This window comes from Bradyrhizobium sp. AUGA SZCCT0176 (assembly GCF_018130145.1).
Lineage (GTDB): Bacteria > Pseudomonadota > Alphaproteobacteria > Rhizobiales > Xanthobacteraceae > Bradyrhizobium.
On sequence record NZ_JAFCMB010000001.1, the window covers coordinates 127,815 to 147,953 of the forward strand.

Annotated in this window: 19 protein-coding genes and 1 pseudogene; 8 read left to right on the plus strand and 12 right to left on the minus strand. The window is 62.7% G+C overall.

Annotated features, from left to right (window positions below; translation table 11 throughout):
- The first annotated feature begins 23 nt into the window (after positions 1 to 23).
- On the plus strand, positions 24 to 644 hold the full coding sequence (locus JQ600_RS00640) for a TetR/AcrR family transcriptional regulator (RefSeq protein WP_212389439.1): 621 nt from the start codon (positions 24 to 26) through the stop codon (positions 642 to 644).
- Between the two features lie 16 nt (positions 645 to 660).
- Here the strand turns inward: JQ600_RS00640 and JQ600_RS00645 are convergent, their stop codons facing one another.
- The 7 genes from JQ600_RS00645 to JQ600_RS00675 form a co-directional block, all read right to left on the minus strand.
- Positions 661 to 2,418 (minus strand): alkaline phosphatase, encoded by a 1,758-nt coding sequence (locus JQ600_RS00645; RefSeq protein ID WP_212389440.1) that lies wholly within the window; start codon positions 2,416 to 2,418, stop codon positions 661 to 663.
- Between the two features lie 152 nt (positions 2,419 to 2,570).
- Positions 2,571 to 3,908, minus strand: coding sequence for an argininosuccinate synthase (gene argG / locus JQ600_RS00650; RefSeq protein ID WP_212389441.1), 1,338 nt, complete (start codon positions 3,906 to 3,908; stop codon positions 2,571 to 2,573).
- A 118-nt stretch (positions 3,909 to 4,026) separates the two neighbouring features.
- A complete protein-coding gene (locus tag JQ600_RS00655) occupies positions 4,027 to 4,782 on the minus strand; it encodes a phosphatase PAP2 family protein (protein ID WP_212389442.1) in 756 nt (251 codons plus the stop codon).
- 39 nt (positions 4,783 to 4,821) lie between these two features.
- Positions 4,822 to 5,313: a hypothetical protein gene (locus JQ600_RS00660; protein WP_212389443.1), complete on the minus strand. Its 492-nt coding sequence runs from the start codon at positions 5,311 to 5,313 to the stop codon at positions 4,822 to 4,824.
- A gap of 192 nt (positions 5,314 to 5,505) precedes the next feature.
- Complete coding sequence (gene rlmN / locus JQ600_RS00665; RefSeq protein WP_212268688.1) at positions 5,506 to 6,720, minus strand: 23S rRNA (adenine(2503)-C(2))-methyltransferase RlmN; 1,215 nt, start codon at positions 6,718 to 6,720, stop codon at positions 5,506 to 5,508.
- Positions 6,721 to 6,804: 84 nt separating this feature from the next.
- Positions 6,805 to 7,443, minus strand: a complete 639-nt coding sequence (locus tag JQ600_RS00670) for an invasion associated locus B family protein (RefSeq protein WP_312011010.1) — start codon at positions 7,441 to 7,443, stop codon at positions 6,805 to 6,807.
- Positions 7,444 to 7,605: 162 nt separating this feature from the next.
- Entirely contained in the window at positions 7,606 to 8,445 is an 840-nt protein-coding gene (locus JQ600_RS00675; protein ID WP_212389444.1) for an SDR family oxidoreductase, read from the minus strand.
- A 214-nt stretch (positions 8,446 to 8,659) separates the two neighbouring features.
- On the opposite strand from JQ600_RS00675, the gene JQ600_RS00680 reads away from it, so the two are divergent.
- Positions 8,660 to 9,634: an NADPH:quinone oxidoreductase family protein gene (locus JQ600_RS00680; RefSeq protein ID WP_192739371.1), complete on the plus strand. Its 975-nt coding sequence runs from the start codon at positions 8,660 to 8,662 to the stop codon at positions 9,632 to 9,634.
- 23 nt (positions 9,635 to 9,657) lie between these two features.
- Here the strand turns inward: JQ600_RS00680 and JQ600_RS00685 are convergent, their stop codons facing one another.
- Entirely contained in the window at positions 9,658 to 10,017 is a 360-nt protein-coding gene (locus tag JQ600_RS00685; RefSeq protein WP_212389445.1) for a hypothetical protein, read from the minus strand.
- A gap of 73 nt (positions 10,018 to 10,090) precedes the next feature.
- On the opposite strand from JQ600_RS00685, the gene JQ600_RS00690 reads away from it, so the two are divergent.
- Positions 10,091 to 10,969, plus strand: coding sequence for a hypothetical protein (locus JQ600_RS00690; RefSeq protein ID WP_212389446.1), 879 nt, complete (start codon positions 10,091 to 10,093; stop codon positions 10,967 to 10,969).
- A 76-nt stretch (positions 10,970 to 11,045) separates the two neighbouring features.
- Positions 11,046 to 12,233 (plus strand): TAXI family TRAP transporter solute-binding subunit, encoded by a 1,188-nt coding sequence (locus JQ600_RS00695; protein ID WP_212268664.1) that lies wholly within the window; start codon positions 11,046 to 11,048, stop codon positions 12,231 to 12,233.
- 62 nt (positions 12,234 to 12,295) lie between these two features.
- On the opposite strand, the gene JQ600_RS00700 is transcribed toward JQ600_RS00695, so the two are convergent.
- Together JQ600_RS00700 and JQ600_RS00705 are read right to left on the minus strand one after the other, a co-directional pair.
- Positions 12,296 to 12,679 carry a YkvA family protein gene (locus JQ600_RS00700; RefSeq protein WP_212268663.1) on the minus strand — a complete coding sequence of 128 codons (384 nt, stop codon included), beginning with the start codon at positions 12,677 to 12,679 and terminating at the stop codon, positions 12,296 to 12,298.
- A 137-nt stretch (positions 12,680 to 12,816) separates the two neighbouring features.
- A pseudogene (locus JQ600_RS00705) lies at positions 12,817 to 13,131 on the minus strand (4a-hydroxytetrahydrobiopterin dehydratase); the annotation flags it as partial.
- Positions 13,132 to 13,340: 209 nt separating this feature from the next.
- On the opposite strand from JQ600_RS00705, the gene JQ600_RS00710 reads away from it, so the two are divergent.
- Positions 13,341 to 14,768 (plus strand): TAXI family TRAP transporter solute-binding subunit, encoded by a 1,428-nt coding sequence (locus JQ600_RS00710; RefSeq protein WP_212268661.1) that lies wholly within the window; start codon positions 13,341 to 13,343, stop codon positions 14,766 to 14,768.
- A gap of 199 nt (positions 14,769 to 14,967) precedes the next feature.
- Complete coding sequence (locus JQ600_RS00715) at positions 14,968 to 16,518, plus strand: alkaline phosphatase (RefSeq protein ID WP_212489628.1); 1,551 nt, start codon at positions 14,968 to 14,970, stop codon at positions 16,516 to 16,518.
- Positions 16,519 to 16,722: 204 nt separating this feature from the next.
- Here JQ600_RS00715 and JQ600_RS00720 read toward each other — a convergent pair whose 3' ends face one another.
- Positions 16,723 to 17,091: a response regulator gene (locus JQ600_RS00720; RefSeq protein WP_212035748.1), complete on the minus strand. Its 369-nt coding sequence runs from the start codon at positions 17,089 to 17,091 to the stop codon at positions 16,723 to 16,725.
- Positions 17,092 to 17,291: 200 nt separating this feature from the next.
- Between JQ600_RS00720 and JQ600_RS00725 the strand changes: the two genes are divergently transcribed.
- A complete protein-coding gene (locus JQ600_RS00725) occupies positions 17,292 to 18,047 on the plus strand; it encodes a Crp/Fnr family transcriptional regulator (RefSeq protein ID WP_212389448.1) in 756 nt (251 codons plus the stop codon).
- 23 nt (positions 18,048 to 18,070) lie between these two features.
- Here JQ600_RS00725 and JQ600_RS00730 read toward each other — a convergent pair whose 3' ends face one another.
- Positions 18,071 to 18,295: a hypothetical protein gene (locus JQ600_RS00730; protein ID WP_192739380.1), complete on the minus strand. Its 225-nt coding sequence runs from the start codon at positions 18,293 to 18,295 to the stop codon at positions 18,071 to 18,073.
- On the opposite strand from JQ600_RS00730, the gene typA reads away from it, so the two are divergent.
- A complete protein-coding gene (gene typA / locus JQ600_RS00735) occupies positions 18,294 to 20,120 on the plus strand; it encodes a translational GTPase TypA (RefSeq protein ID WP_212389449.1) in 1,827 nt (608 codons plus the stop codon). The genes JQ600_RS00730 and typA overlap by 2 nt on opposite strands.
- Positions 20,121 to 20,139: the final 19 nt, after the last annotated feature.

A 20,139-nucleotide genomic window follows, 5' to 3' on the forward strand; every position in this document is an offset into this window, starting at 1 on the left:
AGTACAGTTTCTGGAGACACGCGATGGGAAAAGGCGAAGCGACGCGCGAGCGAATTCTCGAGATCGCGGAAGCGGCCGTGCTCGCGAAGGGATTTGGCGCCACATCGATCGACGAAGTGATCGCGGAGGCCGGCCTCACCAAGAGCGGCTTCTTTTATCACTTCAAGGACAAGAATGCGCTCGCACGCGAAATGCTGCGCCGCTACGTCAAGACCAACGACCAGCTGTTCGACGACATCTTCGCACGCGGCCGGCAGCTCTCGGACGATCCGCTGCAGGCGTTCCTGATTTCGCTAAAACTGCTCGCCGAAGTGATGGCCGATCTGCCGAACGGGCATCCCGGCTGCCTGATTGCCAGCGTCTGCTATCAGGAGCGGCTGTTCGACCGCGAGGTGCGCGAGCTCACCGCACAGTCGGTGCGCGACTGGAATGCGCGCTTCCGCCACATCCTCGACGGCATCGCCGCCGTCCATCCACTGCGGGAGCCGATCGATCTCGACGATCTCGCCGACATGATGTCGTGCATTGTCGATGGTGCGATCATCATGTCGAAAACGCTGAACGATCCGAGCCGGCTGGAACGGCAGATCCTGATCTTTCGAAGCTGCGTGAAGCTGATCTTCTCAGTTCCATCGCTGTCCTGACGCAGGCGTCGACAGTTCATTTCGCAGCGGCAAGCCCCAGCGCGTCGACCATCACGCGGAAGACTTCCGTATTGTCCATCGAACCCTTGACCCGTTCGCTGCCGGGCCCGGTCGCGGTCAGGATGACGTCTTCGCCGGAATGCACGCTGGCGTTCATCATCGCCGGCAGATTGCCGGGCCGCAGCACGGCGCCGGGAACGCCCTTGTACTTTTCGTTGGCCTTGAAGGTTCCGTCATCGTCTCCCTTCATGGTCGGGTCGTTCGGGCCGTCGAGTTTGGGGCGGAAGGTCTCGTAATGGTCGGGCAGGCTGGCCGAGAAGATGGCGAGCCGCCGGCTGACGTCGACGCGCGAGGGATAGCCGTCGGCATCGGGCGCCGGGTAATTCGGGAAGCCGGCCTTGTCGTAGACGCCGACGCGCTCGCGCATCGGCGCTTCCGATGTCGTGCTCATGTCGTGATTGATGGTGCCGACCAGTGCGTTGGGGTGGTTATGGTCCGGCGTCACCAGGATCAGGGTGTCGTCGCCGCGCTTGCTCGCCCAGTCGCGGGCGAGCCGCACCGCATTGTCGAGCATGATGGTGTCGTAGACGGCGCGGTCAAAGTCGAGGGCATGCGCGTATTTGTCGATCAATCCGGATTCCACCATCAAGAAGAAGCCGGCCTCGTTTTTCGACAGCACGTTCAGCGCGGCCTGGAGCTGCTCGGTCAGGTCGGGCTGCTCGGGAAATTTCTTGACGCCGCCACCCTTGAGGAATTTGCGATCCAGCGCCCCGTCCATATTTCCCGTGGCGAACAACCCGAGCAATTGCCGCGTCTCGGGTTTGGCCGCCAACGCATTGAGTTCGCCTGCGGTCGTCGCCAGGGCATAACCGGCCTCGCGGAACCGGGCGATATAATCGATCTCGTCCTTGCGCTTGGATCCGGCCGCCGACTTCGGCAGGAAGTTCGCACTGCCGCCGCCCAGCAACACGTCGGGCCTCGCCACAAAGAGCTGCTCGACAATCTCATCATAGGCAGCCCGGCGGCGCGTATGCGCCACCATCGCCGCCGGCGTGGCGTCCTCGATTTCGGTGGTGGTCACGATACCGATGCTCATCTTGAGCCGGCGCCTGGCAAGGCTCGTGATGGTTTCGACCTTGGGATCGTCGAACGCGTCTCTGGTGCGGTCCGCATAGACGCCCATCGCGTTGACCGCGCTCTTGTGGCCGGTGGAATAGGCGCTGGCCGAGTTTGCCGAATCGGTGATGATCGAATCCGAGCCGGCGGTCGCCACCAGCGCCGTATGCGGCATGTCGTCCATCGCAAGCTTGCCGAGGCTCTTGCCCTCCGCAATGCCCTTGGAAAGCAGCCGCGCGCCGACGCGATGGGCGGGCGACATTCCGTCGCCGATGAACAGGATCACGTTCTTCGCCTTGCGCGGCCCGGTGTCGTAGATCATCCACGTCACCTTGCGGCTCTTCGTGCCGTCACTGACCTCGACGACGAACGGGCCGGGCTTTGCCAGCTCGACATCGCGAAGCATCAGCGCGGATTGGTCCTTGCCGTCCTCACGCTCGATAAACGTTGCGGACCGACCGAACACGGCGGCATGGTCCTCGCCGTTGACCGTTACCTTCAATTTCGACTGGTCGACCCGGTCAGGGAATTCGACCTTGAAGTCGAACCGCGCGCCGGAGAGAATTTCGGCACGGTCAATCGGATAAACTGTTTGGGCAACAACCGGCGATGCCGAGAACAGGACGGCGAGGGTGATGACGGTGACTGGCTTGATCAATCTCGGGCTCCGCGCGTGCTTGCCGGCGGGACAGCGACAGCCATTGCTCAGCAAGAAGTGAAGGTGACCAGTTCTATCCACCCCGGATGACAGCTATGTAACGGCGGGCCGCAGCGGTGCAGAGGCGCCAAACAAAGTCCGGCCTCGCAGGTTCAGTCCTTGTCGTTCCCGAGCTTGAAGATCTCGGAACCATCCCCGCTCGATAGCAGGCCCGTGTCCGAATAGAGCTTCAGCTTTGCGCGGGTGTCCGTGATGTCGAGGTTGCGCATGGTCAGCTGGCCGATACGGTCGGCCGGCGTGAACGCCGCGTCTTCCACCTTCTCCATGCTCAGCCGCTCCGGCTGATAGGTCAGGTTCGGGCTTTCGGTGTTGAGCAGCGAGTAGTCGTTGCCACGGCGCAGCTCGAGCGTGACCTCGCCGGTAACGGCGCGCGCCACCCAGCGCTGGGCGGTCTCACGCAGCATCAGGGCCTGCGAATCGAACCATCGGCCCTGGTACAGCAACCGGCCGAGGCGCATGCCGCTGATCCGGTATTGCTCGATGGTGTCTTCGTTGTGAATGCCGGTGACCAGGCGCTCATAGGCGATGTGCAGCAGCGCCATGCCGGGCGCCTCATAGATGCCGCGGCTCTTGGCCTCGATGATCCGGTTCTCGATCTGGTCGCTCATGCCAAGGCCATGCCGGCCGCCGATGGCGTTGGCCTCGAGGAACAGCGCCAGCGGATCGGCGAAGGTCTGGCCGTTCAACGCGACGGGCTGGCCCTCCGCAAAACGCACGACAACCTTTTCGGCCTTGACGGCACAGTCGTCGCGCCAGAACGGCACACCCATGATCGGATTGACGATCTTGATGCCGGTGTCGAGGCTTTCGAGATCCTTGGCCTCGTGGGTGGCGCCCAAAATGTTGCTGTCGGTCGAGTAGGCCTTTTCGGCGCTCATCTTGTAGGCAAAGCCGTTGGCGGTCATGAACGCTGACATTTCCGCGCGGCCGCCGAGTTCGTCGATGAACTGCTGGTCGAGCCAGGGCTTGTAAATCCGCAAACTCGGATTGGTCAGAAGGCCGTAGCGATAGAACCGCTCGATATCATTGCCCTTGTAGGTGGAGCCATCGCCCCAGATGTTGACGCCGTCCTCCTTCATGGCCGCGACCAGCATCGTGCCGGTCACCGCGCGACCAAGCGGCGTGGTGTTGAAATAGGTGTTGCCGCCGGTCGAGACGTGGAAGGCGCCGGACTGGATGGCGGCGATGCCTTCGTGGACCAATTGCGTGCGGCAATCCACCAGGCGGGCTTTTTCGGCGCCGAACTCGAGCGCCTTGCGCGGAATCTCCTCGTAGTCGGCCTCGTCAGGCTGGGCGAGGTTGGCGGTATAGGCAAAGACGCGTGCGCCCTTTTGCTTCATCCACACCAGCGCCGCTGAGGTGTCGAGGCCGCCCGAAAAAGCGATGCCGACTTTTTCCCCTTTGGGCAGGCTCTTCAGGATCGTGCTCATCGTGCTTCCAATCGGTCGAAATGGTGGATGTCGTTTGCGGCTTTGGGTGCGCGAATATCAAACTTTGCGCTTGTCGGCACGCCTTTAATAGCACGAGGCAGCAGCTGGCCGGGATGGCTCAGCCCGGCTGGCGCGAGCCCTTGGTCAGACGGTTCCAGGGCCGGGCCAGGCGGGCCAATGCGGTCTCGACGGCCGAATCCGAGACCCGGGTCGACGGCCAGCGGTATAGCCAGCCATGGGCCAGCCAGATCACCAGAAAGCTCACCAGGCCGGCGGCCGCCACATCGGTGAAAAAATGCCCGCCAAACGCCATCCGCAGCACAGAGGTGGTGATCCCGAACAGGGTCGCCGCCACATAGGCCAACGGCCGCCACGTCGGGGGCGTCAGCGCCGCGGGCGCGTAGGCCCAGAACGCGGTGGCGCCCTCGCCGGAGAAGAACGAGCAGTTGCGCCCGCAGGTGCCGCGCGGATCCCAATACGGCACGAACTCCTGCGGCCCATTGAACTGCGTCACCACCACCGGCCGCGGCCGGCCCCAATAGCTCTTGAAGGTGAGGTTGGTGAGAACGACCGCAGATAGCAAAATGGTGCTCAGCAGGAATACCGCGGTTCGCGCGCGAATGAACATCGGCAAATCCGGCCGCACCATCTTCACCACGATGGCCGCGAGCGACGGCAATGCGAGCGCCCACGCGATCCACATCGCGGCGTCGCGGGCGATGGCGGCGAGCCAGCTCTGCTTCAACGGAAACGAATGGGTCGCGGGATCGTAGAACAACGCCGCCAATTTCAGATCGAGTTCAGGGAAAATCCCGAACAGCAGTCCGATAATGAGCGCCAGCCCCAGCGCGATGAAAAGTCCGGTCCGGTTCATGGCGCGGTGTTTAACCGAGGGGATGGGTCTTGAAAAGGCTCACGGATGCGGCCGTGAGTGCGCCGGCAGCGGCGGTGGCGGCCGCAAAGGTCTTGGCGGTTCGCGCCATAAGCCGGCGGAGCGACCCGCGATCAACCAGTAGACCAGACCCGCGACGATGCCCGCTCCGGTCATGATTTCGAGATGGCGGCGGACGATGCCGTCAAAGCGCATCGTTTCGGGATCGAACGGGACCAGACCGAGATAGCAGGCGCAGCCTACCAGCGCGCCGCCGATCGCATAGGTCAGCACGCCCCGGACATAAAACGCTTCGGTGATCAGCACCACGATCAGCGCAGGCAACAGTGCAAAACCGGACAGGAAGATAAAGCCGAAGCCGAGCACGACATTGATCGCGCCCTGATCGATCGGCCCTGCGCCGAGATCGCTGAATTCGGGATACAGCACCGCGCCGACCACGATCATCCCCGCCGCCAGACAGGCGAACAGGAATCCGAACAGGATGACGAAGAAGCGGCCGATCAGCGCCATAGCATCAATCCGTCATTGCGTCGCTGCTCGGTCACGAACCTCTCCACCGTCATGCCCGGGCTTAGCCGTCTGAAGGACGGCGTCGCTTCCGCTCGCCTATGCCCGGGCATCCACGTCTTGCTTCGCTGAGACCACGTTAAGACGTGGATGGCCGGGTCAAGCCCGGCCATGACGAATTTGATATCGGTCAACTCAATCCGTCATCGCCATCGCGCGCAGCGCCTGCCGCTCGCGCGCGGACAATTTTTCGGTTTCCGATTTCAACTGACCGCAGGCGGCGAGGATGTCGCGGCCGCGCGGCGTGCGCACCGGCGAGGAATAGCCGGCGTTGAAAATATACTCGGAGAATTTTTCGATCTGGTCCCAGTCCGAGCATTCATATTTGGTGCCCGGCCACGGGTTGAACGGAATGAGATTGATCTTGGCCGGAATGCCCTTGAGCATTTTCACCAGCAATTTCGCGTCATCCATGGAATCGTTGACGCCCTTGAGCATCACATATTCGAAGGTGATGCGGCGCGCGTTGGACGAGCCCGGATAATCGCGGCAGGCCTGCAGTAATTCGGCGATCGGGTATTTGCGGTTGAGCGGCACCAATTCGTTGCGCAATTCGTCGCGCACCGCATGCAGCGAGATCGCCAGCATGACACCCATCTCGTCGCCGGCGCGGACGATGTTGGGCACCACGCCCGAGGTCGACAGCGTGATGCGGCGGCGCGAGATGCCGATGCCTTCATTGTCTGACACGATCAGCAGCGCATCGCGCACGGCGTCGAAATTGTACAAGGGCTCGCCCATGCCCATCATCACCACATTGGTGACGAGGCGGCTGCCGGTCGGGGTCTCGCGATCGGCCCAGTCGTTGAGGCGGTCGCGGGCCACCATGATCTGGCCGACGATCTCGCCCGCGGTGAGATTGCGCACCAGCCGCTGCGTGCCGGTGTGGCAGAACGAACAGGTCAGCGTGCAGCCGACCTGCGAGGAAACGCACAACGTGCCGCGATCGGTCTCGGGGATATAGACGCACTCGACTTCATGTGCCTTCTCGAGGGCATTGCCGCTCGGCAGCCGCAGCAGCCATTTGCGGGTGCCGTCGTTGGAGACCTGCTCGGCGACCACTTCGGGACGATCGACGGTAAAATGCTGCACCAGCTGCGCGCGCATTTCCTTGGAGATGCTGGTCATCGCATCAAAGTCTTTGGCGCCGCGGACATACATCCAGTGCCAGAGCTGCTGGGTGCGCATCTTGCGCTGCGCGGGCAGAACGCCGATCTCGCCGAGCCGGTCGGCGATTTCCGCGCGCGAGAGGCCGATCAGCGATGGTTTGGCTGGCGGCACATAGGTTTCGAGCGGAATCTTCTCCAAAGGAGCATTAGCCCCGGAAGTAGCCGCGGTCGCGCTGGTCATGGTGTCGGTCATGAGCCATCAAATAGGCCTTCCAGCGTCCGCTGGAAAGCCACGAAATGCGTTAGTTTCGGGCTAAAAGCTAGGTTAACGCCGGCAATCCTGCGCCAATTTGTCGAGCGCCTGCGACAGCCCCTTCAGCGAGAAGGTGTCGGTGGTCTCGGTGCCCTTGGCCGAGACACCCTTGACGGTGACGTCGGCGGCCTTGCGCATGGCATCGACCATCCGCTCTTCCTCGGCGGCGTTCTTGATCCAGAGGCCGTCGCCCTGCGTGTACATCGCATACGACGCGCCGCCGACCTCGAGCGAGGATTCCGAGCCCGGCTTCAGCGCGTAGCCGATCATGACCGAGACTTCGTTGATGACTTTTTCCGCCGGGCGCGTCGAGACGAAGGCATAGGCCGGATCGCGCGGACGGTTAGGCGGATTGGTCTTCGAAGAGGATGGCTTGGCCAGCGCAAAGCACACCTTCTTGCCGTTCGGCGTCGCGGTGTAGGCGCCCCAGGTTCCGAACTGGCCGATCAGGGTCGGCTCCGCGCCACCGGCCGCGGCGGCTGCCGCCGACTCAGGCTTGGCGGCAGACTTAGCAGCGGCCGCGGGCTTTTCCGATGCCGCGGGCTTGGCAGCGTCTTTGGCGCCCTTCGGCGCAGCACTCTGCGCTTGCGCAAGGCTGGAAGCCCCGCACAGCAACGCACTCAGAACAAGGGATGTCAGTATCTGCCGCACGGACAACTGGTTCCCTCATCATTGTGACTGGAAGATGGCCCGGCGACGGGTCGGGCCGTCAACCATGGATAACCGGGAAATGCCTTTTTGGGAAGGCACTTACGAGCTGTCCAGCCGCTGTATCCACGGTCATGTTGGAGGTATCGCGCGCCTCTTGCGGAGTTAGCCTTTGGTACGGCCATCGCGCTGCTTCTGCCACTGCGCGTCGGTCCATTGCAGCAGGTCTTCGGCGCCGGAACTACGCAAATGCGAGCCGCCATCCTGCACCACCATCTCGCCATTGATGTAGCCGGCATGGTCGGAAATCAGGAAGCTCGCCAAATTGGCGAGCTCGCCATGCTCGCCGGCGCGGCCGAGCGGATTGCGGTGCGCCCAGCTCTCGTCGCGGCCCTCGGGGCGAAGCTGGCTAGAGGCGCCCGGCGTCGGAAACGCACCGGGCGCGATCGCGACCGTGCGAACGCCCTTCGGCCCCCACTCCACCGCCAGACTCTTCGTCATCGCCAGTATGGCGGACTTCGCCATCGCCGATGGCACCGTGAAGGCGCGGCCGGTGATGGTCGAGGTCGAGAGGATGCTCAGGACCACGCCTCTATGACCGCCCTCGATCCAGCGCTTGCCGGCCGCGAGCGTGCAATACATCGTGCCGTGCAGCGTCGGCCCCAGGATCGCGTCTGCCGCGCGGAACGACAGATGTTCGGTCTGCGCGAGAAAGGTCGCGGCAGCATTGTTGACCAGCACGTCGATCGGCGCCTCGCGCCAGACCTGATCCATCATCGCATCGACCGCCGCGCCGTCGCGGATATCACAGCGCGCCACGGAAACCTTGCCGCCGAATTCACTGCGCATCTGGGTTGCCGTGGCCTCCAGCAATATGAGCCGGCGGCCACAGATGATGAGTTCCGCCCCGAGCTCGATAAAGCGCCGCCCCATCGCGGCGCCAAGCCCGGAGCCGCCACCGGTGACCAGAATGCGCTTTCCCGCCAGCAGGCCTTTTTCAAACATTGTTTCACTCCCTATCCCCTCATCATTGCGAGGAGCAAAGCGACGAAGCAATCCATTCTTTCTTTTTTTGCGGAGCGATGGATTGCTTCGCTTCGCTCGCAATGACGGCAGATAGCTATGCGCGTCCTAAGCACCGAATCGGATTGTAGCCCGGCGTCAAATCCGGCAAGAAGCATTCAGCCTTTCCTTGTGCGTCCTAACATCAGGTGTGTCCATGAAAGCCATTCTCTGCTCGCAATATTGCCAGCCCGACGACCTCGTGCTGGCCGATGTGCCCGATCCCGTCGCCGGACCGGGCGAGGCTGTGATCGCGATCAAATCCGCGGCGCTGAATTTCTTCGACATCCTGATGATCCAGGGCAAGTACCAGATCAAGCCGCCGTTCCCGTTCTCGCCGGCCGCCGAAGTCGCGGGCGTGATCGAAAGCGTAGGCAGTGGCGTCACCGACCTGAAGGTCGGCGACCGCGTGGCAGCCTCCTGCGGCCATAATGGCGCGCGCGAAAAGATCGCGCTGCCGGCCAACTCGATCGTGAAGATTCCCGACAATCTGGACTTCGATCGCGCCGCCGGAATTTTTATTATCTACGGCACTGCGCTGCATGCGCTGGAAGATCGCGCCAGCCTCAAGCCCGGCGAAACCATGGCCGTGCTCGGCGCCGCCGGCGGCACTGGCCTCGCCGCCTGCGAGCTCGGCAAGCTGATGGGCCTGAAGGTGATCGCCTGCGCCTCCTCGGATGAAAAACTCGAATTTGCGAAAGCGCACGGCGCCGAGCTTGGCCTGAACTACAGCAAGGAAGATCTCAAGGAGGGCTTGCGGCGCCTCACCGGCGGCAAGGGCGTCGACATCATCTTCGATCCGGTCGGCGGCACCTACGCCGAGGCCTCGCTGCGCTCGATCGCCTGGGAAGGCCGCTTCCTGGTGATCGGATTCGCCGCCGGCGACATTCCGAAAATGCCGCTCAATCTGGCGCTGCTCAAGGGCTGCGATATCCGCGGCGTGTTCTGGGGCGCCTGGGCCCGGCTCAACCCGGAGAAGAACCGCGCCAATCTGGAGAAGCTCGTGAAGTGGACCGCGGAAGGCAAGATCTCCTCGCATGTCGACCGCACCTTCCCGCTGGCGCAAACCGCCGAAGCGCTGAAAGTGCTCGCCGGCCGCAAGGCGATGGGCAAGGTGATTCTGCATCCGTGATGATGCGCGACAGCGGTCGCGCTTCATTCAACGTCACTTCTGTTTTTAACGATCATCGTTCGGCAAAACATCGAACGGGCCGCGCGCAACGTGGCCCGTTTTGGCAATGGCGCGCCTGCGCCTTGCTCGGCGCGCGATGCTGAAAATGCCTTCATCCAAGGCGATTGCGCGCTAACGATATACAATCTTAAATCTCTGGATTGCGTCAGCTCGCCGCAATCAGAACAAAATGTCTCCCGATTCGAGCGGGCATGCGTCGTTTTTTCAACCCATTCGGCATGCGAATAGACCGCCCAGTAAACGGGTTTCCGGACACCGATAACAACAAGAAAAAGATGCCGGCCTCCCGTTGTTGCGTTTTGGTAGCGGGGAAGCATCGCCATGGTGGAGAGTACAAGGCAGGTTCAATCAGGAGATCCGTTCGCAAGATTAGGCGAAGCGATCGGTGATCCCGGATTGTATGAGACGCATCAATTTCTGCGGTCAGAAGCACGCAAGCCCGACCCGCTGGTCCAGAAAGATCATCTGGCAGACGACCCGGTGCCGCTTTTTCTCGCCAGCCAGCAGGATGCGCGCCACCGACAGGATGAGCGCTATCAACCGGAAGAGCGCTATCAGGATCTGCCCTTCTATCAAGAACCGCCCGAATACTCCTTCGCAGGCGGCAAGAAACGACGAGCGCGCGCATCGCGCATCGTGACCGGTGCGCTTGCGTTGTCCATCGTGGCTGCCGTTCTCGCGCTGCTTTCCTTCGATTCGACACGCGCCGTCATCGTCAACGCCAAGGCTTCGTTGGCCAGCGCAGCGCCCGCCCCGTCAGGCGCCGCACAACAGGACGCCGCGCCGCCGACACCGCGCGTCGCGGCCCAGCCTGCGAATCCCGAGGCACCGCCGGCAACGCCGGATGCGGCGACCGCACAGCGTGTCCCGCTCGTTGCACTGGCATCCGCTTCACCGTCACGCGACGAAATCACCGCGGCCTACCAGAGCGCCATCAAGACCAAGGTTGTGGCGATCGAACCGGCGGCCCCCGAACCTGCACCAGCGGCACGGCGCATCGATTCGGATGAACTGGCTGTCCTGTTGAAGCGGGCGAAGGGCCTGCTCGCGATCGGCGATATCACCTCCGCCCGGTTGCTGCTCGAGCGTGCGGCGGACGCGCAGGAGGCCGACGCCGCGCTGATGCTGGCGGGGACCTATGATCCGCAGGTGCTGGGCAAGCAGGACATGCGCAGCATCACGCCCGATCCGGCGATGGCGCGGCTTTGGTACCAGAAGGCCGCCCAGCTCGGCTCCTCCGACGCCAAGCGGCGCCTCAGCCAGATTCAAAACTAGGCATCTTCAGAACCGGATCACCGGCACGCATCGCTTACGACCGCGCATCACGCGACATCACGCAGGGGAACAACAAATGCGACGACTGTTTGGAATGGCAGTATTTGCCATCATGATGGCTTGCGGTCTGACGGCCGAGGCCCAAGCCCAGGCCCAGCAAACCGAATACGATCCGGCCAAGGTCAGCGAGAGTCTGAAGGCTATTTTCCAGTTCGGTTCTGTCGCCACCAAGCAGAGCCTGAACTCGAACACGGTGACGCTGATGTCGGGGACGATCGGTGGCACCTACGTGCAGTTCGGCGCCGACCTCGCTTCCGTGCTCGACGATGGCAACAAGTTGCGCGTACTGCCCATCGTCGGGCGCGGTTCCGTGCAGAGCGTGGCGGACATCCTGTTCCTGCAGGGTGTCGATCTCGGCATCGTCCGCTCCGACACGCTCGATTATCTCGAACGCAAGGGCTTTGCGAAGGATATCAAGAAGCAGTTCACCTACGTGACCAAGCTCTACAATGAAGAGATGCACGTGATCGCGTCGAAATCGGTCCGCAGCCTAAGGGACCTCGAAGGCAAGACCGTCAGCGTCGACCTTCCCAATGGCGGCACGTTCGTGACTGCGCTGACCGTGTTCGAACGGCTTGGGATGAAGCCGAAGGTAGTCTATGTCGAGCAACGCATCGCGCTGGAGAAATTGAAGGCCGGCGAAATCGACGCCGTGATCGTTTGCGGCGGCAAACCGTACAAGTCCGTCAGCACGTTCAAGGACGACCGCTTCCATCTGGTGACGGTGAATTACGAGAAGCCGCTGCAGAAGGACTATCTGCCCGCCAGCCTGTCGTCGAAGGACTATCCCAACCTGATTTCGGGCGACGATCGCGTCGACACCATCGCGGTGCCGGCGGTGCTCGCGGCCTATAATTGGGCGCCGAACACCGAGCGCTATCGCAAGCTGTCGCAGTTCGTGGATGCGTTCTTCACCAAATTCCCGACCTTCCAGAATCCGCCCTTCCATCCGAAGTGGAGGGAAGTCTCGCTGTCGGCGCCACTGCCCGACTGGCAGCGGCTGCCGGTCGCCGAGCAATGGCTCAAGACCCACAACGTCGAAGCGGTCGCGCGTACCCGGTTCGATGAATTCCTGAAGCAGAGCCCGACTACCGCGGCGAACATCAAGACCGATGCCGACCGCGAGACGCTGTTCAAGCAGTTTCAGGCCTGGGAAACCGAACGGAACGCGCGCGCGCAAGTTCGCCCCGGATCGCAGAAGTAGGAAACCTCAGACGTCATCGGGATCGCCGCAAGCGATGCCCGGTGGCGGACGTCGATGCGGGACTATTCCGCGTCGTCCTTCCCGACGCCTCGCTTCAGCGCAGCGCGCGCGGCGTCGCGGTGCTCCGAAGTGATATAATTGGCAACCAGGCGGATGGCGGTGGCCAGGACAGCGGCGTCGTCGGTGAAGCCGAGCACCGGCAGCACGTCGGAAACGAAATCGAACGGCAGAACGAAATAGGCGATGGCGCCGAGCAGCGCCGCCTGCACATGGCGCGGCGTCTGCTTGTCGAACGCGCAGTAATAGGCCGCGAGCAGGTCCTCGGCGAAGGGAAGCTTCGCCACCACCCGCTTCAGCTTGCTCCAGAAGCGCCGGCGCACGCTTTCGCGGTCCTGCGCCAGCCGATCGGCCGGTTCAAAACCCACGCTGTGTTCGGACGTTGCCATGACGGCGCTCCCTCAAGACAGGCGCGGCGGATCGACGCGGCTGGCTGTCCAAGAATTGGGGATGTCCAGCCGCCGCCGCAAGATCGCTGCTGCAAGATCACTTCAAGGCCGGCGCTCAGGAGAAGCCGAAGACAGCTTCAGGAGACGCCGAGCTGTTTGGCGATGGCGTTCATGGCGGCCGCAAGCTCGATGTCCAGCTTGGTGACGCCATTGGCGTCATGGGTGGCCAGCACCACCTCGACCGTTTTGTAGACGTTGCGCCATTCCGGGTGATGGTCGTTCTTTTCGGCCACCAAAGCCGCGCGGGACATGAACCCGAACGCCTCGTTGAAATCCTTAAAGGTAAAAGTTCGCGCGATCGCCTCGCGGCCGGGCGTCTCCGACCAGCCGGAAAGTTCCGCCAGCGCCGATTTCCGCGCTTCTGCCGACAGCCGTTCCGCCATGCTCGCCTCCCGCGTTTGACACCAGCTTTACCCTAACACCGATGGGCCCCCGCGGGATCCCCGCCCAAATTAAGACGGAAAGGCGCGTCCAATGGCCGCTCGGGTGCCGGTAACCATGACGGAGATGTAACCACGGGCCGGCGAGGAATTTGCTAGAATGCCCGGTGTAAGCACGTTGGCAACCGAAGATCGAACCGCAAACGATTGTTCAGGAATTGATGACCGACGGCCCTCATCCCGCCGAAGCAGCACTGCCTCCCCCCTCGCCCCGTTCGGCGCGACGGCGGCTGGCATTCGTGATGCTGGCCGGCGTTCTGGCGATCATCGGCGTGGCGGCGGCCGGCTATCACATTGCGACGCGGCCGGTGACGTTGCGGATCGCGGTCGGCCCGGCCAACAGCGACGACCTCAAGGTGGTTCAGGCACTGACGCAAGCCCTCAACAACCAGCCGCACGGTCCAATTCGGCTGCGTCCGACACAGACCGACAGCGCGCAGGCGAGCGCCAAGCTGCTCGGCGACGGCAAGGCCGATCTCGCCATTATCCGGGGCGACCTCGACGTGCCCAAAAACGCGCAGGCGGTGGCGACGCTGCGCAAGAATGTCGTGGTCCTCTGGGTGCCACCCGCCAGTAAAGCCAAGGCCAAGGGCAAGAAGGCCGCGCCCGCAATCACCAAAATCACGCAGCTCGGCGGACATCGCGTCGGCGTCGTCGGCCGCACCGAGGCCAACGTCAATTTGCTCAAGGTGATCCTGCAGCAATATGGCCTCGATCCGGCCAAGGTCGAGATCGTGCAGTTTCCGGTCACCGAAGCCGTCGAGGCCATACGCAACCAGAAGGCGGATGTCTATCTCGCGGCGGGCCCGCTCAACAGCAAGATCACGTCCGATGCGATCGCAGCCTCGATGCGCGACGGCGGCACGCCGACCTTCCTGGCGATCGATTCGGCGGAAGCGATTGCGCAAAACCATCCGGCCTATGAGTCTTCCGAGATTCCCGCCGGGACCTTTGGCGGCGCGCCGGCCAAGCCGGAAGAGGAAGTCAAGACCATCAGCTTCTCGCATCACATCGTGGCGCGGAAGGGCGTATCCGACTCCACCATCGCGATCTTTACCCGGCAGCTGTTTGCGATAAGGCAAACGCTGAAGAACGAATTTCCGCTCGCCGCCAAGATCGAGACGCCGGACACCGACAAGGATGCCAATATCCCGGCGCATCCCGGCGCGGCCGCCTTTGTCGATGGCGAGGAAAAAACCTTCTTCGAACGCTACAGCGATTTCATCTGGTGGGGCCTGATGGGGCTCTCGGCGATGGGCTCTGCCGGCGCCTGGTTCGCGGGCTACCTGAAGAAGGACGAGCGCATTGCCAGCAATTCGCAGCGCGACCGGCTGCTCGATTTGCTCACCGCGGCACGCAACTGCGATTCAGGGGAAGAGCTTGATCAGATGCAGACGGAAGCCGACGGCATCCTGCGCCATATGCTGGAGTGTTTCGAACACGGCGCCGTCGAGGAGGGCGCGTTGACCACCTTCAACATCGCGCTCGAACAGTTCCACAACGCGGTCGCCGACCGCAAGGCGCTCTTGATGAGCATGCCGCAGAACCTGCAACGGGCCAGCGCGCAGTTCCGGGCCGCCGGCGCCTGAGCCGGCATTCCTGTAATTCGGCCGTCATGGAATTTTTCTAAAGCCAGCTCACGCGACGAGAGGATTCCGTCATTCCGGGGCGATGCGAAGCATCGAACTCCAGATGCGCAGTTGCGCATCTGAGGTCTGGTGCCAGCGCACCTTCCCGGAATGACGAAGTCTTCGACACGCGTGCTCTCAGACCCGCAAAGAGGTTCGTATGACCGTTAGAATTTCCCGCCGAAAGTTTCTCTCCTCCACCGCGGCAACGAGCTTTGGCGTCATCGCGATGCCCTATCTCAGCCGCGCCGGCGACCGGCCGGTCATCAGCCATGGCGTGCAATCCGGCGACGTCGGCGCCGATGGCGGCGTGGTCTGGGCGCGCGCCGACCGTCCTTCGCAAATGGTGGTCGAGGTCGCGACCACGGAGTCGTTTGCCAATGCCCGGGCGCTGCCGCCGATCGCAGCGCTGCCCGAGAGCGATTTCACCGCCAAGATGCTGCTGGAAAACCTGCCCGCGGGACAGGAGATCTTCTACCGCGTGCGGTTTCGCGATCTGTCGCATATCGACATCGCGAGCGAGGCCGTTGTCGGCCGCTTCCGCACCGCGCCGGCCGATCGCCGCGATGTCAACTTCGTCTGGGGCGGCGATGTCGCGGGACAGGGCTGGGGCATCAACCCCGACGACGGCGGCATGTTCACCTTCGCCACCATGCGCAAGCACCGCCCGGATTTCCTGCTGCATTCCGGCGACACCGTCTATGCCGACGGCCCGATCAGGTCCGAGGTGAAGCTTCCCGACGGCAAGGTGTGGAAGAACGTCACCATCGAAGAAAAGGCCAAGGTGGCCGAGACGCTCGACGAGTTTCGCGCGGCCCACAAATACAATTTCATGGACGAGCATGTGCGCGCCTTCAACGCCGAGGTGCCGGTCTTCGTGCAATGGGACGACCACGAGGTCACCAATAACTGGTCGCTGTCGAAGCAGTTGCCGGCCTCTTACAAGGAACGCGACATCAGCCTGCTCGCCGCCCGCGCCGGCCGCGCCTTCCACGAAATGTATCCGATGCGAGAAAGCATTGTGGAGCCGGGCCGGCTCTATCGCACGCTTCACTACGGCCCGCATCTCGACGTCTTCATGCTGGACGAGCGCAGCTATCGCGCCGGCAACGGGCCTAACCTGCAAACCAGCTACGGTCCCGAAAGCTATTTCCTCGGACCGGATCAACTCGCCTGGCTGAAGCGCGGGCTGTTGAACTCGCGCGCGACCTGGAAGGTGATCGCCTCCGACATGCCGCTCAGCATCATCGTCTATGACGATGCCACCAACAAAAAAGGCTCCGAGGCGTTCGCGCAAGGGGACGGCCCGCCGCGCGGCCGTGAACTCGAGATTGCTGATATCCTGCGCTTCATCAAGACATCAGGCGTCATCAACACGGTGTGGCTGACCGCTGATGTGCACTATGCCGCCGCGCATTATTACAACCCGGACAAGGCGCAGTTCCAGGAGTTCGATCCGTTCTGGGAATTCGTCGCCGGCCCGCTGCATGCCGGCACGTTCGGGCCGAACGAACTCGACAACACGTTTGGGCCCGAGGTGAAGTTCATCAAGGCGCCGGGGCCGGACAAGCAGAACCTGCCGCCGTCGGCCGGCATGCAGTTCTTCGGCCACGTCAAGATCGACGGCGCGACCGGACAGATGATCGTGACCTTGCGCGATCGCGCCGACGTCGCACTCTGGTCGACGACGCTCGATCCGAAGCGTACGTAGCGTTTTCGAGCGAAGTGGGAATCGGTTCGCATAGCAATCAAGCTTTGCGCAGATTGCGTAGACTTATCTGCGGTAGAAAACGCGTCAAAACAAAAAGCGGGAGCCGGTTCTGATCCAGTCGGAACCGGCTCCCGGGTGAGCCATTCAGGCGGCCCGGAAGCGGACGCATCCGCCGCCGATAGATCAGATGCGCCGGTTGGCGTCTCAGCGACTGACGTTCAGCAACGCGAGCAACGCCTCGGTCGAATAGGGCTTTGCCAGTCGCGGCGTGTTTGCGAAAGCTGCCGGAAGCCTGACTTCGGCGCCATAACCGGTGACGAAGGCATAGGGAATTTTCAGCGCGTCCAGCCGTTCGGCAATCGCAAAGCTCTTTTCACGGACGAGGCTGACGTCGAGCAGCGCAAAATCGGGCGGCCGTTCGGCGATCATGGCGAGCGCTTTGGCCACGCTTTGGGCCGTACGAACCGTTTTCACCCCAAAGCCGAGAATCGTATCCTCGAAGTCGAGTGCGATGATCGGGTCGTCCTCGACGATCAGGACGTCATTGGGCATGCCGTCGGCGACGGGTTGCATTGTACGCGTCAGTCCCAGGTTCACTGTTTTTGTCCGGTTGCCCGGGCCGAAGCCCGAAGGAGGCCCGACGACGCCTTGAAGCGCGTCCATCGGTTCCGGAACTGAAACCACCACACCGTAGTTATGCTGTCTGTTCACTAGTGCACATATAAACGCGCACAGCTTCGTTATTGTGCCCCTGGGGAACAGAGGAACCTTGGATGCAGACGCGACGCGAGGAGCCGGCCGGCGTGCGGCCGTTCAACAATTTGCTGCGTCGTCTGAACGCCGCCGATTTCGCCCTGGTCGCGCCGAACCTTGCCGAGGTCGATGCCAATGCCGGCGAAGTGCTATACAGCCCCGGCGATGACGTCGAGATCGTGCATTTCCCCTGCGGACCGAGCCTCGTCTCTTACCTGGTCCCCAATGAGGATGGCCGCGATGTCGAGACCATCCTGATAGGCCGCGAAGGCGCGGTCGGCGGCATCGTCAGCCAGGGTTTTTTGCCGGCCTATACCCGTATCATGGTCAAGTTCGCCGGGCCGTTCGTGCGGCTGCCCGTCGGCAGGCTCGAGGCCGCCAAGAAGCGATCGGCGACGCTCAGCAACATCTTTGCCCGCTACGCCGACTGCATGCTGGCGCAAATATTCCAGTCCACCGCCTGCAACGCGATCCACTCGATCGAGCAGCGCACGGCGAAATGGATCATTTCGGCGATGGAACGCGCCGACGGCGACGAAGTGGTGCCGCTGACCCATGAGCAGTTGGCGACCTTGCTCGGGGTCGGCCGCAGCTATACCAGCCGGGTGATCCAGACCTTCAAGGCCGAGGGCATTGTGGAGACCCGTCGCGGCTCGATCCTGGTCCGCAACGCCGATGCGCTGCGAATCCGGTCCTGCCTCTGCAATGAGGCGGTGAAGGGCCATTTCGAGGAGGTTTTGCGGGGGGTCTATCCGGACCCCGAAAAGGGCAATTAAGCGGGCAATTGCCCGAAAATCGACTAACCAAATGCCAAACAAATCATTGTTTTTTGGCGTTTTCTGACTATATTGCGCCGCAACGCGTAAGGTGTGCCCGGTCCTTTAGGCCGGGCTTCCTTTTTGGGGCCAAGGTCGAGGCCGTTGCCCCTTTCGCATTTCAGGTTTTGAGCACGATCCGGAAAAGTGGGTCCCGGTTTTCCGGCGAGATCGCGCTCCAGCCATTGCACGACCAGAAGAAGAGCCATGAACCTTCGTAACGTCGCCATCATCGCCCACGTCGACCACGGCAAAACCACGCTGGTTGACAAGCTGCTGCAGCAATCCGGTACCTACCGTGACAACCAGCGCGTGGTCGAACGCGCGATGGATTCCAACGACCTGGAGCGCGAGCGCGGCATCACCATTCTGGCCAAGGCCGCCTCGGTGCAGTGGAAAGACACCCGCATCAACATCGTCGACACCCCCGGCCACGCCGATTTCGGCGGCGAGGTCGAGCGCATCCTGAACATGGTGGACGGCGCGCTGGTGCTGGTCGACGCCGCCGAGGGCCCGCTGCCGCAGACCAAGTTCGTGGTCTCCAAGGCGCTGAAAGTCGGGCTGAAGCCGATCGTCGTCATCAACAAGGTCGACCGTCCCGACGCACGGCCGACCGAAGTCATCAACGAAGTGTTCGACCTGTTCGCCGCACTCGACGCCTCCGAAGAGCAGCTCGATTTTCCGATTCTTTATGGATCAGCCAAGCAGGGCTGGATGGCCGATAGCCCGGATGGTTCGCACGACGCCGGCATGCAGCCGCTGTTCGACCTGATCCTGCGCCACGTCGCGCCGCCGACCGTCGAGGAAGGCCCGTTCCGGATGATCGGCACCATCCTCGAAGCCAATCCCTATCTCGGCCGCATCATCACCGGCCGCATCACGTCAGGCACCATCAAGCCGAACCAGTCCGTGAAGGTGCTGGGCGGCGACGGCAAGCTGATCGAGACCGGGCGGATCACCAAGATTATCGCGTTCCGCGGCATCGAGCGCACGACCCTGGATGAGGCTGAAGCCGGCGACATCGTCGCCATCGCAGGTCTGACCAAAGGCACGGTTGCCGACACTTTCTGCGATCCCAGCGTCGAGACGCCGCTGGTGGCGCAGCCGATCGATCCGCCGACCGTATCGATGTCGTTCATCGTCAACAACTCACCGCTCGCCGGCACCGAAGGCGACAAGGTGACCAGCCGCATGATCCGCGACCGCCTGATGCGCGAAGCCGAAGGCAATGTCGCGCTGCGCGTCACCGAAGCCGCTGACAAGGACTCGATGGAAGTGTCGGGCCGTGGAGAATTGCAGCTCGCGATCCTGATCGAGACCATGCGCCGTGAGGGCTTTGAGCTTTCGGTGTCGCGCCCGCGCGTCGTCTTGAAGAAGGACGAGGCCACCGGCGAGTGGCAGGAGCCGGTCGAGGAAGTCACGATCGACGTCGACGAGGAGCATTCCGGCGTCGTCGTGCAGAAGATGAGCGAACGCAAGTCCGAGATGATGGAGATGCGCCCCTCCGGCGGCAATCGCCTGCGCCTCGTGTTCCACGCGCCGACCCGCGGCCTGATCGGCTACCAGGGCGAACTGCTCACCGATACCCGCGGCACCGCGATCATGAACCGCCTGTTCCACGGCTATGCCAACTACAAGGGCGACATCCAGGGCCGCCGCAACGGCGTCCTGATTTCCAACGACCAGGGCGAAGCGGTGGCTTACGCGATGTTCAAGCTGGAAGACCGCGGCCCGATGATGATCGAGCCGGGCTGGAAGGTCTACAAGGGCATGATCGTCGGCGAGCACACCCGCGACAACGATCTCGAGATCAACATCCTCAAGGGCAAGCAGCTCACCAACATCCGCACCACCTCAAAGGATGAAGCGGTGCGCCTGACCCCGCCGATCCGCATGACGCTGGAAAAGGCGCTGGCCTATATCGAGGACGACGAGCTCGTGGAAGTGACCCCGAAGTCGATCCGCCTGCGCAAGAAGTTCCTCGACGCCAACGACCGCAAGCGCGCGGAAAAGGCCAAGGAGGCGGTGGCTTAAGCACCGCCCGCGTAAACGA

What these genes read in the sequence shown, in the direction of transcription:
- JQ600_RS00640 (WP_212389439.1), top strand. Translation starts at nt 24, where the DNA reads ATGGGAAAAGGCGAAGCGACGCGCGAGCGAATTCTCGAGATCGCGGAA.
- argG (WP_212389441.1), bottom strand. Translation starts at nt 3,908, where the DNA reads ATGAGCACGATCCTGAAGAGCCTGCCCAAAGGGGAAAAAGTCGGCATC.
- JQ600_RS00655 (WP_212389442.1), bottom strand. Translation starts at nt 4,782, where the DNA reads ATGAACCGGACCGGACTTTTCATCGCGCTGGGGCTGGCGCTCATTATC.
- JQ600_RS00660 (WP_212389443.1), bottom strand. Translation starts at nt 5,313, where the DNA reads ATGGCGCTGATCGGCCGCTTCTTCGTCATCCTGTTCGGATTCCTGTTC.
- rlmN (WP_212268688.1), bottom strand. Translation starts at nt 6,720, where the DNA reads ATGACCAGCGCGACCGCGGCTACTTCCGGGGCTAATGCTCCTTTGGAG.
- JQ600_RS00675 (WP_212389444.1), bottom strand. Translation starts at nt 8,445, where the DNA reads ATGTTTGAAAAAGGCCTGCTGGCGGGAAAGCGCATTCTGGTCACCGGT.
- JQ600_RS00680 (WP_192739371.1), top strand. Translation starts at nt 8,660, where the DNA reads ATGAAAGCCATTCTCTGCTCGCAATATTGCCAGCCCGACGACCTCGTG.
- JQ600_RS00685 (WP_212389445.1), bottom strand. Translation starts at nt 10,017, where the DNA reads ATGGCGATGCTTCCCCGCTACCAAAACGCAACAACGGGAGGCCGGCAT.
- JQ600_RS00695 (WP_212268664.1), top strand. Translation starts at nt 11,046, where the DNA reads ATGCGACGACTGTTTGGAATGGCAGTATTTGCCATCATGATGGCTTGC.
- JQ600_RS00700 (WP_212268663.1), bottom strand. Translation starts at nt 12,679, where the DNA reads ATGGCAACGTCCGAACACAGCGTGGGTTTTGAACCGGCCGATCGGCTG.
- JQ600_RS00710 (WP_212268661.1), top strand. Translation starts at nt 13,341, where the DNA reads ATGACCGACGGCCCTCATCCCGCCGAAGCAGCACTGCCTCCCCCCTCG.
- JQ600_RS00715 (WP_212489628.1), top strand. Translation starts at nt 14,968, where the DNA reads ATGACCGTTAGAATTTCCCGCCGAAAGTTTCTCTCCTCCACCGCGGCA.
- JQ600_RS00720 (WP_212035748.1), bottom strand. Translation starts at nt 17,091, where the DNA reads ATGCAACCCGTCGCCGACGGCATGCCCAATGACGTCCTGATCGTCGAG.
- JQ600_RS00725 (WP_212389448.1), top strand. Translation starts at nt 17,292, where the DNA reads ATGCAGACGCGACGCGAGGAGCCGGCCGGCGTGCGGCCGTTCAACAAT.
- typA (WP_212389449.1), top strand. Translation starts at nt 18,294, where the DNA reads ATGAACCTTCGTAACGTCGCCATCATCGCCCACGTCGACCACGGCAAA.
- JQ600_RS00730 (WP_192739380.1), bottom strand. Translation starts at nt 18,295, where the DNA reads ATGGCTCTTCTTCTGGTCGTGCAATGGCTGGAGCGCGATCTCGCCGGA.